Raw genomic sequence first — 13,360 nt, 5'->3', positions numbered from 1 at the left:
AGTAGCTACTGTTTGAGGTTACCCGTTGCTTTTGTCAATATCTCTGTGGTGTATTTGTACATCTTTTTGTTCTTTGCGAAAGTTGCTGGCTAATAGCTCTGCAATATATACCGAGCGATGTTTACCACCAGTGCAGCCTATAGCAATAGTGACATAACTTCGGTTGTTACGCTCTAAATGAGGTAACCAAGTCATCATAAAGCTGTTAATTTGCCAGATGAACTTAGTGACTATCGGTTGACTAGCAAGAAAATCTTGTACTGGTTGCTCTAACCCTGTGTGAGGTTTCAATTGTTTATCCCAGTGCGGATTAGGTAGAAATCTAGCATCGAAAACATAATCAGCATCGGTTGGAATACCATGTTTAAAGCCAAAAGATTCAAAAACCAGTACCATTGAGCCTGTTTTTTTTCCTAAAATCCGCTCTCTTACTAAATCAGCTAACTGATGAGGACTTAATTGACTGGTATTAATATATAAGTCGGCCTTGGTAGAAATAGGGGTAAGCAGTTTTTTTTCTAAAGCAATAGCTTGATCTAAAGGAATATTCTTTTTAATTAATGGGTGTAAACGTCGAGTTTCGCTAAAACGGCGAATTAAATCATCATCATTGGCATCTAAAAACAATGTGGTCACTTCAACCGCATTAGGTAAATAGGCGATGATATCTAAAATATCGCGCGGATCTTTAGGCAGGTTACGCACATCTAAACTTACCGCAACATTTTCGTAATCATGAATAACTGTGTGGGTTAATGCAGGTAGTAAATTTACTGGAATATTATCTACACAATAATAACCTAAATCCTCTAACACCCTTAAAGCGACAGATTTTCCTGAACCTGAGCGGCCACTAACAATAATTAGTTTCATAGTGGTGAGATCCCAGAGTTGAGTTTATTCACTGAAAATATTGGTGTTTGTGCTCTAGGTAAAGTCATGTATTGCTAACTTATATTGTTTGTTGGATAAGGTTAAACATCTCTTGTTTGTTAGTACATTTGCGTACTTTCTTTGCCGTTTTACGTTCACTAAATAGTTTAGCAATACTTTGTAAGGTTTCTAAATGTTCTTGGGTGTTATCTTGAGGAACAAACAGACAAACGAAGATATCAACCGGCTTGTTATCTATGGCATCAAAATCAATAGCGTGCTCAGTCGTTATGAAAACTGCAATTGCCTTGCTGGTATTGTTTAAGCGGCCATGAGGAATGGCAATGCCATTGCCAATACCGGTACTCCCCATTTTTTCTCGATTAAGTAAACTGTCAAGCAAATCACCGGGGCTACTATCGCCTAATTCATTGGCTGCAAGTTGGCAAATTTGTTCGAGCAGTCGCTTTTTACTGCTTGCTGGAACTGCACATTGAGTACAGTCCAGCGTTAAGATATCTTGTAATGTCATAATTAAATAAGAAGAAAACTAATGTTGGGTTATTTTGCCTTTGTATTTGAGTACTTGGCGATCTAATTTGTCAACGAGGGTGTCGATAGAATTATACATGTCTGTGTTGATGGCTGAAGCATGAATTTCAGTGCCTTTTAGGTGAATAGTTGCTTCGGCTTTTTGATCTAATTTTTCAACGGTTAAGACAACATGCACATTGTTAATATGGTCGAAATGTCGCTCTAATTTGGTCAACTTGGTATTCACGTATTCGCGTAACGATGAAGTGATTTCTACATGGTGTCCGGTAAGGTTAATTTGCATAATATTGATCCTTATTTACGTAAATTTAGAAAATATAAACACAGTTTATAATAAACTCTTACGTTGATTTGACGGTGGTATAGACAAAGATTCTCTATATTTGGCTATGGTTCGCCTAGCAACGTTAATTCCCTGCTCGGCCAATAATTCGGCCATTTTACTATCACTTAGCGGTTTAGCAGGTATTTCCGCTAAAATGAGTTTCTTAATTAAAGAGCGAATAGCCGTCGATGAACACTCGCCACCATTTTCAGTGCCAACATGACTAGAAAAGAAGTATTTTAATTCAAAAATTCCTCTGGGCGTATGCATGTATTTTTGGGTAGTCACCCTAGAAATAGTTGACTCGTGCATTTCTACAGCTTCGGCTATATCATTTAGCACCATAGGTCGCATAGCTTCTGCACCATGCTCTAAAAACCCTTGCTGTCGTTGTACAATACAATTAGACACTTTTAATAAGGTGTCGTTGCGCGATTCTAAACTTTTAATAAACCACTTGGCTTCTTGTAAATTGGCGCGAATAAATTGGCCATCGTCACTGGAAGACTTAGTTGTTTTGGTCATCGCTGCATATTGCTGGTTTACCGATAATTTAGGTGCAGTATCAGCATTTAATTCGACAACCCATCGGCCATTTTTTTTCTCAACCGTGACATCAGGTATCACATATTGATCGTCACTTTTAATGACAGTATCACCAGGGCGCGGGTTCAAACTCTGAATTAAGCGCATGACTTCTCGTAATTGCTCTTCTTTTAATTTAGTTTTGCGCATTAATTGACGGTAGTCACGGTTGCCTAATAAATCAATATGCTCACTGATGATTAGCTTACTTTCGGCTAAATAAGGCGTGTTTGGTTCAAATTGATTCAATTGAATGAGTAAACAATCGGCAATAGATCGAGCGGCTACGCCAATGGGATCGAATACATTAATACGCTTTAAAACCGCTTCAACTTCATCAAGTTCAAGGTCTTCTATACCAACGCTATCTAAAATATCTTCGCTGGAAACGGTTAAATAGCCCGCGTCATCTACGGCTTCAATAATGGCGATAGCGACAGCACGGTCTGTTTCTGAAAAAGGTGTAAGCTCCATTTGCCATAACAGGTGATCTTGAATTGAATCAGTGGTTTCGCCTTGGTATGTGTAATCTTCTCCGGGGCTACTGACGGCGCCGGTATTTGACACACCAGCACTGTAACTTTCTTCCCAGGTAGTATCAATGTTTAGCTCTTCAGGAATATCATTTTTTTCCATTGCTTCGGTGGTGCTGATTTCATCAATGGTGGCACTAGCCTCTTCACTGCCGTCATTGGTATTTTTGTCGGCGGTTGAAACCGTTGCAGAATAAGCTTCTTCTAGATTATCAGTATTATTATCGGCATCATTATCTGATGCTTGCTGATCATTAACCTCAAGCAAAGGGTTATTTTCAAGCACTTCTTGAATTTCTTGTTGAAGCTCTAACGTTGATAACTGCAACAGCTTAATAGCTTGTTGCAGTTGTGGCGTCATGGTGAGTTGTTGTCCTATACGGAGCTGCAGAGTTGGGCGCATCTACCTTATATACATCCTATTCATATTGTTTCTTTTATTAACTATGCTCGCTTAATAGTAAGCATAGCCTAAGTTTGTAGTGTATGTGTTAACTATAACGTGAATTGTTCACCAAGGTATACATCTCTCACCTGCTGATTTGCAAGAATTTGATCTGCATTGCCTTGTGCAATAATTTCACCATGGCTAACGATATAAGCATGTTCACAAACATCGAGCGTTTCACGAACATTATGGTCGGTTATTAAAATACCGATACCACGCTCTTTAAGGTGAATGATAATTTTTTTTATATCGCCAACCGAAATGGGGTCAACCCCAGCAAAAGGTTCATCAAGTAGAATGAATTCAGGCTCTGCGGCAAGTGCGCGAGCTATCTCTACTCGCCTTCTTTCACCACCCGACAAACTCATGCCTAAATTATCTTTAATATGGCTGATATTAAACTCTTCTAATAAATGTTCCAAATGTTCTTGTCTGTCTTGTTCGCTAAGGCCTTTTTGCGTTTGTAAAATGGCCATAATATTGTCAGTAACGGTCAGCTTTCTAAAGATTGAAGCTTCTTGAGGTAAGTAACCAATGCCACGACGAGCGCGTTCATGCATTGGAGCAAGGGTAACATTCTCATCATTGAGAATGATTTGACCGTCATCGTTGGGCACTAAACCAACTATCATATAAAAAGAGGTGGTTTTACCTGCTCCATTGGGGCCTAACAGCCCGACAATTTGTCCGGCATTAACCGCTAGACTGACATCTTTCACCACGGTTTTACTTTTATATGATTTTGATAATCCTTGGGCAATTAAGGTCGACTGCTTATCATTACGCTCAGTATTATTTGTTATCGTCATTGCTTTTTCTTGCTTTGTTGCGCTTTTATTTGGGCGGGTTGCAAAATGGTAGTTACCGATTCGTTATCACTACTAATGGCTTCTAGCTTTTCACTAGATGTATTGTACGTTATGGTTTCACCAGTAACTTGACTACCCGCTTGCTTAACGAGGGCATTACCAGAGACCGTAATGATATGCAGTTCTGGCTGATATTTTATTTCATTGGCTTGTAAGCTAATTAAACTTCCATCTTCTAGTTGTTGTTTGAAGAGTGCAGGTTTGCCTTTAGCAAGGTAAGTATCTGACTTTTCTTTAGTAGTCTTGTTGGTTTGACTGTATACCTGAACTAGATCAGCCTCAATAGAAATTGATCCTTGATTGATACTCACCTCGTCTAAATAGCTGGCTATCTTGTTTTTAAGATCCGCAGATTGGCGTTTAGATTTGATAGTGATTTCTTGAGTGAGATCTTTCTTTGCCGCATTGGCAGGGGCAGCTAGGGTGAAAAGGAGAGAGCTTAGTAGTGCGCCCCTGATTACATTTTTAATTAATATCATAGGGCTAGCTATTGTTTTTTTTGTAAATAGTACGTACATGTTCGGTTAGTGTCATCTGTTTGGTGTTTAAGTCAATTATCAAACCAGAGCCATACATAGTGAAGTCCCTCCCTTGTACCATCACTGTTTGGTCTGAGCTGATAATATTAGTATTTAAATCAAGCTCTAAATATTTGCAATGTATTTCTTGTATCAAACTATTTGCATCGGTTGCGCTTAAGTGTACGCGATGATTTAAGATAACCCTATTGTTTTTGTAAAGTGTCGCCTCTTTTGCACTAAGTTTCCACGGATAACTGACTTTTTCTGTTTGATTATTGATCTCAGCGCTATTATTAGCCAATTTGTCTGCGCTGGAACGGTTACTGGCATTTGATTTGGGATATAAGGTGTAATTTGGTAATTCAAAGTGGGTGACTTCCAATTTAGCATAATGTTCCATTCTATCGGCAATGATAGCATGTGATAATTGACCCGATTTTGTATAGATATCACTTTTAAGGGCTTCAGCAATAAAATCTGGGCTGAGTTCACGGTCAACGCTTTCTTCAGGCATGATTTGAGAGTCGCGCCACTCAATAATGCCATAAGTTAGGCCGCCTAATAGTAACACTAATAACGCTAGGAAGTTGGTACGTGTCATACACTTGCGCCTGTTGCATTATCTAGCGTACCCTGACATTGCATAATTAAATCGCAGACTTCTCTAACTGCACCAAATCCGCCACGAATAAAGGTGGTGTAATCGGCCTGTGCTATCACGCTAGGATGGGCATCATGCACTGAAATTCCTAAACCAACCTGTAAAATACAAGCTAAATCTGGAATATCATCACCAATATAGGCAATTTCATCGGGCGTTATATTAAGCTCACTGGCCAAAGTAAGGAGCGCGGGTAATTTATCTTCTTGTCCTTGTATTATGTGCTTTACATTTAAAGCAGACATACGATTAGCGACAATTGCTGATTGCCTACCAGTAATTATTGCAACCTCAACACCACTGCTACCCAGTGCTTTTATGCCAAAGCCATCTTTAGTATGAAAAGCTTTCAGCTCTTCTCCGGCATTCCCTAAGTAAATTCTACCATCAGAAAAAACCCCGTCGACATCACACACCAATAATTTAATTTTTTTAGCGAGCGCTAGCACGTTGGGACTAACATTACCGTATAGGGTGTTAGGCTTGTGTATAGTATTCATCACAGTACTCCTGATCTGAGTAAATCGTGCATATTCATTGCCCCTATGGGGACTTGTTGCTCATTGACAATCACTAAGCCGTTTATTTTTTTCTCTTCCATAATGTTAAGTGCTTGGGCTGCTAGCATATTAGCATGTGCTACGGTTGGTGATTTTGTCATTACTGTCGCGATATTATCTTGGTGTATATCAATTTTTAAATCAAGAATTCTACGCAAATCACCATCAGTAAACAAACCAACCAGTTGTTGATTGTTATCAACAACTGTCGTCATACCTAAGCCTTTAAGAGACATTTCTACTAAGGCGTCTTTGATCAATGCACTGTTATTAACCACGGGTAAGCGTTCGCCTTGGTGCATGATATCACTTAAACGCAATAGCAAGCGTTTTCCTAAACTGCCACCTGGATGCGATAAGGCAAAATCATCGGCGGTAAAGCCACGGGCATTCAGTAAGGCAACCGCAAGTGCATCGCCCATTACTAAGGTGGCTGTTGTACTTGAAGTAGGCGCTAAGCCAAGTGGGCATGCTTCAATCGATACTTTGATACAAATATGGGTGTCAGCCAGTTTTGCTAATGTTGAGGTGGTGTTACCTGTCATAGAGATAAGTTTAGCGCCAATACGTTTTATCACCGGAATAATAGCTAATACTTCACCAGTTTCTCCAGAGTTTGAAATGGTTAATACCACATCATCTTTAGTGATCATGCCTAAATCACCATGACTGGCTTCGCCGGGGTGAACAAAAAAAGCAGGGGTGCCTGTGCTCGCTAATGTTGCTGCAATTTTACCACCAATATGACCTGACTTTCCCATACCTATAACAATAACGCGACCTTGACAATTAAACATTAATTGGCAAGCGCATTCAAAACTGTCATCAATATACTGAAGTAACTCAGTTATTGCTTGTTGCTCAATATTGATAACATTTTTAGCAAGTTCTTTAAAATTCTTCATGGCTATAATTATTCTCGTTAGGGTGTGATGCTAACTATACGTTTAATGAATGCTGGTTTGACTAAAAAGTAATACTTGGTAGGCGATAAAGCATATTAGTAATAATGCGCCTTTTAACCTCGTTAGTCTAAAGCTGCCAGACTTTCGGCTAAAACATAAGAGAAAAAGCAAGACAGTGATACCCAACATAATTGGCGTATCTCGAAGTGAAGCTTCAGCATTAACGGTCCCAGGAGCAATAATGCCAGCAAAAGGTAATACCGCTAATAAATTGAATATATTTGAGCCGACAATATTGCCCATGGCTAGATCGTCTTCTTTTTTCAATATACTGGCAATGCTAGCGGCGAGCTCTGGCAAGCTGGTGCCAATAGCAATAATAGTTAACCCAATCACCAGATCGCTGATACCGTAAGCTTTGGCAATAAATACGGCTGAGTCTACCAAAAAGTGTGCGCTGACTATTAAAAGAGTAATACCACAAACTAGCCAAAAAAAAGCGTTAAGAGTATTGGTAGACTCCGGAATTTCTAGTTCGGCTTCTAACAACATAGGATCATCAATGGGGCTGTTTTTACGTTGCCTTATAGCTCTAAAGAGAAGTACTGAAATAAAACAGATAAAGCCAATCATTAAGCCAATGCCTTCAGCAAAGCTAAAATAATCATCAGAAAAAATCCAATACGCCAACACAGTGATTACTAGCAAAAGGGGGAGTTCTTGTTTGATGGTCGTTGATGAAACCACTAACGGCTTTATTAACACAGTAAAACCGAGTACAAGGGCAATATTGATAATGTTAGAGCCAATCGCATTACCGATAGCGGTATCAGGAGAGCCTTGGATGGATGCCGCTGCAGCTACCATCATTTCTGGTGCAGATGAGCCCATAGCAACAATTGTTAGGCCAATGATCATGGGGGAAACGCCTAAGTTTTTTGCTAATGATGAGGCACCCAAAACAAATTTATCGGCACTCCAAACGAGTACGCTAAGGGCAACTAGTAATATACCAACGTGTTCTAACATTCATGACTCCATATTTTTGATGCTAAATTGTCGCCCGTTGTGAGCTAAATAAAAAGTAAATTATGCAATCGAAGGCAAAAAAGTTTGAGTTTGTCCTGTTTTACCTCAGCAATTGAAATGAAATGGCACGCTTTTACATTTTCTGACAATTTTTATCGGTTAAATGTTTAATTTTTAGTGAACAATCATAGGCGCTCAGGTAAAATTGCTGGTAACTTTTGACATGTAATAGCGCTAAATGACACCAAATCAAACCACATCCCCCTTAGTTGAAATAAAAAACCTGACCTTTAAACGAGGAGAGCGGGTTATTTATGATGACATCAGCTTGTCTATTCCTAAAGGAAAAGTTACGGCGATTATGGGACCCAGTGGCATTGGTAAAACAACTTTATTACGTTTGATTGGTGGTCAAATTCGTCCGCAAGCTGGGCAAATATTATTTAAAGGCAATGATATACCACAATTATCACGTAATGACTTATATGAAACACGTAAAAGCATGAGTATGCTTTTTCAAAGTGGTGCCCTTTTTACTGATATGAGTGTATATGAAAATATCGCTTTTCCTATTCGAGAGCACACCAAGTTACCTGAAGCCATTGTTGAAAAAATAGTATTGATGAAGCTAGAAGCGGTAGGCTTGCGTGGAGCGCGTGATTTACATCCAAGTGAATTATCTGGCGGCATGGCGAGACGTGTTGCTTTGGCTCGAGCCATCGCACTTGACCCTGAGTTAATTCTTTACGATGAACCTTTTGCAGGTCAAGACCCTATTTCTATGGGGGTAATTGTGCGTTTAATTAGTGCATTAAATGATGCGTTAGGACTGACATCTGTAGTGGTTTCTCATGATGTGCCGGAAGTCATCAGTATTGCTGATTATATTTATATTATTGCTGAGCAGAAAATTATTGGTCAGGGCACGCCTGAGCAAATTCGTGTTGATGACTCGCCGTTAGTGAAACAATTTGTACAAGGTGAAGCCGATGGTCCCGTACCTTTTCATTTTAAGGCACCTGATTATCAAGGTGAATTAATTAAACGTTCAGTTGCGTTAACTGGCAAAGGTAGAAGTTAATGGAGCAGATTCAATTATTGGGCAGGAAAACCATCGCAATGATTGCAGGCTTAGGTCGAGCGGTTATTGTATTGCTTTCTGCTTTACTGCACATTCCTAGCATAGGTAAAGGTACGCCATTATTATTGCAACAATTATATAATGTCGGTGTAATGTCGCTGATAATTATTGTGGTTTCAGGTGGCTTTATTGGGATGGTGCTAGCACTACAAGGCTATACTATTTTAGTTGCCTATGGCGCTGAAGCTAGTTTAGGCCCTATGGTCGCTTTGTCATTGTTGCGTGAGTTAGGGCCTGTTGTTGCAGCCTTATTATTTGCTGGCCGAGCAGGCTCGGCATTAACCGCAGAAATTGGTTTAATGAAAGCAACAGAGCAGTTATCCAGTTTAGAAATGATGGCCGTTGATCCATTACGACGAGTTATCGCGCCGCGTTTTTGGGCTGGCTTTATTAGCCTACCGTTATTAGCGGCTATTTTTTCTATGGTCGGAATATTAGGTGCGCATCTGGTAGGTGTTGATTGGCTAGGTGTAGATGGCGGAACATTCTGGTCCGTGATGCAAGATCAAGTCGATTTTAGTAAAGATATTGTCAATGGTATTATCAAAAGTATCGTTTTTGCTTTTGTGGTGACTTGGATTGCGGTTTACAAGGGCTATGATTGTGAACCCACTTCTGAGGGGATTTCAAGAGCGACCACATCGACCGTGGTTCAATCATCATTGTTGGTACTGGCATTAGATTTTATTTTGACTGCATTGATGTTTGCAAGATAATCGCAATGTAATGTAGGTGAGCATTTATAAACTCTCCATAATGGTAAGCGAAGGTTTACCTAAATTGTAATAAGGCGTTGGGTGAATGACATGATGTCAAAAAAAGTAGAAATATTAGTGGGTTTTTTTGTTGCTTTGGGTATTGCTGCATTACTGATGTTGTCGCTAAAAGTTGCTGATAGCGGTGTTTCCGGCAATGGGGCTAGTTATAACTTATTTGCTAAATTTGATAATATAGGTGGCTTAAAAGTGCGCTCACCTATCAAGGTAGGTGGTGTAGTTGTCGGTCGAGTGAGTGATATATCACTCGATCAAGATGACTTCACACCAGTGGTAACTATGGAAATAAATGCACAATATAACCAGTTTTCTGAAGCAACCTCTGTAGCCATTTTAACTGCAGGTTTGTTAGGCGAGCAATACATTGGTTTACAACCAGGTTTTATCGACGAATCAGTCGAAATACTGCAGCCAAATGATTATATTGAAGATACCAAGCCAGCTTTAGTGTTAGAAGAGTTAATTGGACAATTTTTATTTAGCCAAGGAAGTGGAGATTAATAATGGAAGATAGGACGATTAAAATGAATAGTAATTTAAAAGCCATCATGCTTATAACGGCCATGCTTTTGAGTGTGTTAATGCCAGCAGCATATGCTGTAGAGCCAGAAGCCACAGTAGATAAAACCGATCCTTATAATATGATTAAAGTGGTTGCGGGCAAAACTTTTGAGCGTTTTGCAAATGAGCAATTAGCAATTCAGGCAGATCCTAACCTTCTTAAGGTTATTGTGCGTGAAGAATTGATGCCTTATATTAATTATAAATACTCTGCATTTAAAGTAATAGGCCCTCACTTAAAGAACACTACCGCTCAAGAGCGAGAAGATTTTGTACCTGTTTTTAGAGAGTATTTAGTTACTTCTTATGCGCAAGTATTCACTTTGTATGACAAACAACCGGTTGAATTTGCGCCGGCAGAAAATTTTGATGATAAGAAAATAGTAGCCGTAGATACACGGGTTATTATGGCTGGCAGAGATAATATTGATGTGTCTTTTAAAGTAAGAAAAGACCGTCGAACTAATCAATGGAAGGCCTTTGATATGATTGCTGAAGGTGTTAGCTTGTTAGACAGTAAACAAGCTGAACTTAATAGCATTATTCGTCAAAAAGGCCTGCCTTACGTCACTGAGTTATTAAAAACAAAAGCTGAACGCGATATTGTTTTCAAAAATAAAGCACAGCAAAATGACTCTGCTGAAAAGAAAGCAGGTTAACACGTGACAGAATCTGCTAGACGTATAACGATTGAAACAAACCACGACAGCAACCAGTTAGTGGGTGAGTTAACAAGGCATACTATTATGCAAATAACAAAAAAAGAGCTTAAACAGTTAGTAGCTAAAGAGCGCTCGATTGTTAATTTGCAACAACTGACGCGCATTGATACCGCAGGGCTAGCTTGGCTGTTTTATTTATTTGAGCATGCCAATCATGTTAATTGTCAGCTTACGTTTAGCCATTTTCCTGCTAAGCTAGATAAATTAATTCGTTTAAGTGGTGTAGCAGGCTTTTTGCCAGAACAAAGATAAATTAATCGAGATATTGATAGTTATCACAAACAATTCGTAATAGTTAAGGAATTCCCCTTGGAAGTACAAGATATAGAAAAACTCATAAATGACGCGCTAACCCTTGATGAATTGCACGTTAAATTTGATGGCTCACAATGTAGCGTTGTAGCCGTGGCCGATATGTTTGAGGATCTCTCTCGCGTTAAACGCCAGCAAGTGGTTTTTGCAGCCCTTGCTGATGCCATTAAAGATGGCAGTATACATGCAGTGACGGTAAAAACATTTTCTAAAGCGCAATGGCAACGTGATAAATTGTTTAATATGTAATTTAGTTAGCAATATGAGTGCTTGTTTAGCATTCATAAAGAAAAAAGCTGCTCATTGAACCAATTAATGTAATACTGTTTTCAATTAAATATACACAGGGCACTGACGAGCAGTCTCCTCCTTATCAATCAACATTAAGAAAGTAAGTTATTTTGGACGCATTTAAAGTAATTGGTGGCAAGCCACTACGTGGCGAAGTCACTATCTCTGGGGCTAAAAATGCCGCACTCCCTATTTTAATGTCAGCACTGTTATCAAAAACACCCATTGTTTTTAGTAATGTTCCGCAGCTGAATGACATTTTAACCACAGTGAAACTATTAGGTCAGTTGGGTGCTAAAACACAATGGTTAAGTGATAGTAAACTCTCCATTGATGCGAGTAATATTACCCAATGTTGTGCGCCCTATGATCTTGTTAAAACTATGCGTGCGTCAATTTTGGTATTGGGCCCTTTGCTTGCACGTATGGGGCATGCTGAAGTGTCTTTACCTGGTGGTTGCGCCATTGGTGCTCGACCAGTGAATCTTCATATTCAAGGCTTAAAAGCAATGGCTGCGGATATTGATGTTGAAAATGGTTATATTATTGCCAAAAAAGCAGGCCGACTTGAAGGTGCCAATATCTTCATGGATGTTGTCAGTGTTACCGGTACAGAAAACCTAATGATGGCTGCTGCATTGGCTCAAGGTACTACGGTTATTGAAAATGCGGCACGAGAGCCTGAAATTGTCGATTTGGCCAACTGTTTAATTAGCATGGGCGCTAAAATTAATGGTGCTGGTACTGATACGCTAACTATTGAAGGTGTTAGTGAGCTGCGAGGCAGCGAGTATAGCGTGATGCCAGATAGAATTGAAACCGGTACATTCTTAGTCGCCGCCGCAGTGACTCAAGGACAAGTGAAGTGTTTGAATACTGATCCAAGTGCGTTAGAAGCTGTTATTTCAAAGTTAACGGAAGCTGGGGCAGATATTACCACTGGCACCAGTAGCGAGGGTGAAGGGTGGATTGAGTTATCAATGCCACATAGGCCAAAGGCTGTTAGCGTAAAAACTGCGCCACATCCGGCTTTTCCAACGGATATGCAAGCACAGTTAATGACGATGAATGTTCTGGCTAAAGGCACAGCAACTGTTATTGAAACTATTTTTGAAAACCGTTTTATGCATGTGCCTGAATTACAACGCATGGGTGCAGACATAACGCTTGAAGGTAATACTGCTATTGTTAAAGGGGTTGACTCTTTAAATGGCGCTCAAGTTATGGCGACCGATTTACGTGCATCAGCCAGCTTAGTAATAGCAGGTTTAGTGGCAAAATCACCGACACAAATAGATCGTATTTACCATATTGATCGCGGGTATTTGAAGATAGAAGATAAACTACAAGCACTAGGTGCAGATATTACTCGTATTAGCATGTAAATAATAACCTGCAAAGATCGTTAGGCTCTTTTAAATTTAAACAGCTCACTGGGTTTTCTGCGCCGGAGAGCTGTTTAAATGTTGATATAGCCGCTGATTTCCAAATCAAAGATGTTGACTATTTCATTCCCCCTTCATTTAAGAAAACGATTGCCACTATAAATAAACATTATAAGCTTAACTGATAAATTGAGCGCTATAGTGATAAATATCAAAATAATTCTATTTTTACAGTGCTTAGATGGCTTTTTACCTTGTAAAAAATAGCCTACTTCTTTATGATCATAAAAATTTTTTGTCGATATACC

17 protein-coding genes are annotated in these 13,360 nt (G+C 39.4%); 7 read left to right on the top strand and 10 right to left on the bottom strand.

Annotated elements, in window-relative coordinates; all coding sequences use genetic code 11:
- Positions 1–18: 18 nt before the first annotated feature.
- The 10 genes from rapZ to ABXG98_RS10430 form a co-directional block, all read right to left on the bottom strand.
- Entirely contained in the window at positions 19–873 is an 855-nt protein-coding gene (gene rapZ / locus ABXG98_RS10475; protein WP_353538632.1) for an RNase adapter RapZ, read from the bottom strand.
- A gap of 79 nt (positions 874–952) precedes the next feature.
- Positions 953–1,405, bottom strand: coding sequence for a PTS IIA-like nitrogen regulatory protein PtsN (gene ptsN, locus ABXG98_RS10470; protein ID WP_353538631.1), 453 nt, complete (start codon positions 1,403–1,405; stop codon positions 953–955).
- Between the two features lie 18 nt (positions 1,406–1,423).
- Positions 1,424–1,711, bottom strand: coding sequence for a ribosome hibernation promoting factor (gene hpf, locus ABXG98_RS10465; protein ID WP_353538630.1), 288 nt, complete (start codon positions 1,709–1,711; stop codon positions 1,424–1,426).
- Positions 1,712–1,756: 45 nt separating this feature from the next.
- Positions 1,757–3,274: an RNA polymerase factor sigma-54 gene (locus ABXG98_RS10460; RefSeq protein ID WP_353538629.1), complete on the bottom strand. Its 1,518-nt coding sequence runs from the start codon at positions 3,272–3,274 to the stop codon at positions 1,757–1,759.
- Between the two features lie 92 nt (positions 3,275–3,366).
- Positions 3,367–4,128, bottom strand: coding sequence for an LPS export ABC transporter ATP-binding protein (lptB, locus tag ABXG98_RS10455; RefSeq protein WP_353538628.1), 762 nt, complete (start codon positions 4,126–4,128; stop codon positions 3,367–3,369).
- The gene (gene lptA / locus ABXG98_RS10450) at positions 4,125–4,667 is read right to left on the bottom strand and encodes a lipopolysaccharide transport periplasmic protein LptA (protein ID WP_353538627.1); all 543 of its coding nucleotides are present in this window, start codon (positions 4,665–4,667) and stop codon (positions 4,125–4,127) included. The genes lptB and lptA overlap by 4 nt, the downstream gene beginning before the upstream one ends.
- 4 nt (positions 4,668–4,671) lie before the next feature.
- Positions 4,672–5,310: an LPS export ABC transporter periplasmic protein LptC gene (lptC, locus tag ABXG98_RS10445; protein ID WP_353538626.1), complete on the bottom strand. Its 639-nt coding sequence runs from the start codon at positions 5,308–5,310 to the stop codon at positions 4,672–4,674.
- Entirely contained in the window at positions 5,307–5,870 is a 564-nt protein-coding gene (gene kdsC / locus ABXG98_RS10440; RefSeq protein WP_353538625.1) for a 3-deoxy-manno-octulosonate-8-phosphatase KdsC, read from the bottom strand. Before kdsC ends, lptC begins: the two co-directional genes overlap by 4 nt.
- Positions 5,870–6,841 (bottom strand): KpsF/GutQ family sugar-phosphate isomerase, encoded by a 972-nt coding sequence (locus ABXG98_RS10435; RefSeq protein WP_502901557.1) that lies wholly within the window; start codon positions 6,839–6,841, stop codon positions 5,870–5,872. Before ABXG98_RS10435 ends, kdsC begins: the two co-directional genes overlap by 1 nt.
- 36 nt (positions 6,842–6,877) lie before the next feature.
- The gene (locus ABXG98_RS10430; RefSeq protein ID WP_353538623.1) at positions 6,878–7,864 is read right to left on the bottom strand and encodes a calcium/sodium antiporter; all 987 of its coding nucleotides are present in this window, start codon (positions 7,862–7,864) and stop codon (positions 6,878–6,880) included.
- Positions 7,865–8,102: 238 nt separating this feature from the next.
- Between ABXG98_RS10430 and mlaF the strand changes: the two genes are divergently transcribed.
- The 7 genes from mlaF to murA all read left to right on the top strand — a co-directional run bounded on the left by mlaF (position 8,103) and on the right by murA (position 13,052).
- Positions 8,103–8,945, top strand: coding sequence for a phospholipid ABC transporter ATP-binding protein MlaF (gene mlaF, locus ABXG98_RS10425; protein ID WP_353538622.1), 843 nt, complete (start codon positions 8,103–8,105; stop codon positions 8,943–8,945).
- A complete protein-coding gene (mlaE, locus tag ABXG98_RS10420) occupies positions 8,945–9,721 on the top strand; it encodes a lipid asymmetry maintenance ABC transporter permease subunit MlaE (RefSeq protein ID WP_353538621.1) in 777 nt (258 codons plus the stop codon). The genes mlaF and mlaE overlap by 1 nt, the downstream gene beginning before the upstream one ends.
- A 90-nt stretch (positions 9,722–9,811) precedes the next feature.
- Positions 9,812–10,282: an outer membrane lipid asymmetry maintenance protein MlaD gene (gene mlaD, locus ABXG98_RS10415; protein WP_353538620.1), complete on the top strand. Its 471-nt coding sequence runs from the start codon at positions 9,812–9,814 to the stop codon at positions 10,280–10,282.
- A 23-nt stretch (positions 10,283–10,305) separates the two neighbouring features.
- Complete coding sequence (locus ABXG98_RS10410; protein WP_353538619.1) at positions 10,306–11,001, top strand: ABC transporter substrate-binding protein; 696 nt, start codon at positions 10,306–10,308, stop codon at positions 10,999–11,001.
- Between the two features lie 3 nt (positions 11,002–11,004).
- A complete protein-coding gene (locus ABXG98_RS10405) occupies positions 11,005–11,316 on the top strand; it encodes an STAS domain-containing protein (protein ID WP_353538618.1) in 312 nt (103 codons plus the stop codon).
- A 57-nt stretch (positions 11,317–11,373) separates the two neighbouring features.
- On the top strand, positions 11,374–11,625 hold the full coding sequence (locus ABXG98_RS10400) for a BolA family protein (protein ID WP_353538617.1): 252 nt from the start codon (positions 11,374–11,376) through the stop codon (positions 11,623–11,625).
- Between the two features lie 152 nt (positions 11,626–11,777).
- On the top strand, positions 11,778–13,052 hold the full coding sequence (murA, locus tag ABXG98_RS10395) for a UDP-N-acetylglucosamine 1-carboxyvinyltransferase (RefSeq protein ID WP_353538616.1): 1,275 nt from the start codon (positions 11,778–11,780) through the stop codon (positions 13,050–13,052).
- The last annotated feature ends 308 nt before the right edge of the window (positions 13,053–13,360 follow it).

Source organism: Colwellia sp. KU-HH00111 (genome assembly GCF_040362745.1).
In the GTDB taxonomy this organism is placed as follows: Bacteria; Pseudomonadota; Gammaproteobacteria; order Enterobacterales; family Alteromonadaceae; genus Colwellia.
The sequence above is the reverse complement of the archived record's forward strand: the minus strand, read 5'-3'. Positions and strand labels throughout refer to the sequence as shown.

Bases quoted from the DNA above. Each gene is read 5' to 3' on its own strand.
- ABXG98_RS10430 (WP_353538623.1), bottom strand. From the start codon at position 7,864: ATGTTAGAACACGTTGGTATATTACTAGTTGCCCTTAGCGTACTCGTT.
- rapZ (WP_353538632.1), bottom strand. From the start codon at position 873: ATGAAACTAATTATTGTTAGTGGCCGCTCAGGTTCAGGAAAATCTGTC.
- lptB (WP_353538628.1), bottom strand. From the start codon at position 4,128: ATGACGATAACAAATAATACTGAGCGTAATGATAAGCAGTCGACCTTA.
- lptA (WP_353538627.1), bottom strand. From the start codon at position 4,667: ATGATATTAATTAAAAATGTAATCAGGGGCGCACTACTAAGCTCTCTC.
- ABXG98_RS10460 (WP_353538629.1), bottom strand. From the start codon at position 3,274: ATGCGCCCAACTCTGCAGCTCCGTATAGGACAACAACTCACCATGACG.
- mlaD (WP_353538620.1), top strand. From the start codon at position 9,812: ATGATGTCAAAAAAAGTAGAAATATTAGTGGGTTTTTTTGTTGCTTTG.
- mlaF (WP_353538622.1), top strand. From the start codon at position 8,103: ATGACACCAAATCAAACCACATCCCCCTTAGTTGAAATAAAAAACCTG.
- ptsN (WP_353538631.1), bottom strand. From the start codon at position 1,405: ATGACATTACAAGATATCTTAACGCTGGACTGTACTCAATGTGCAGTT.
- ABXG98_RS10410 (WP_353538619.1), top strand. From the start codon at position 10,306: ATGAATAGTAATTTAAAAGCCATCATGCTTATAACGGCCATGCTTTTG.
- lptC (WP_353538626.1), bottom strand. From the start codon at position 5,310: ATGACACGTACCAACTTCCTAGCGTTATTAGTGTTACTATTAGGCGGC.
- kdsC (WP_353538625.1), bottom strand. From the start codon at position 5,870: ATGAATACTATACACAAGCCTAACACCCTATACGGTAATGTTAGTCCC.
- hpf (WP_353538630.1), bottom strand. From the start codon at position 1,711: ATGCAAATTAACCTTACCGGACACCATGTAGAAATCACTTCATCGTTA.
- mlaE (WP_353538621.1), top strand. From the start codon at position 8,945: ATGGAGCAGATTCAATTATTGGGCAGGAAAACCATCGCAATGATTGCA.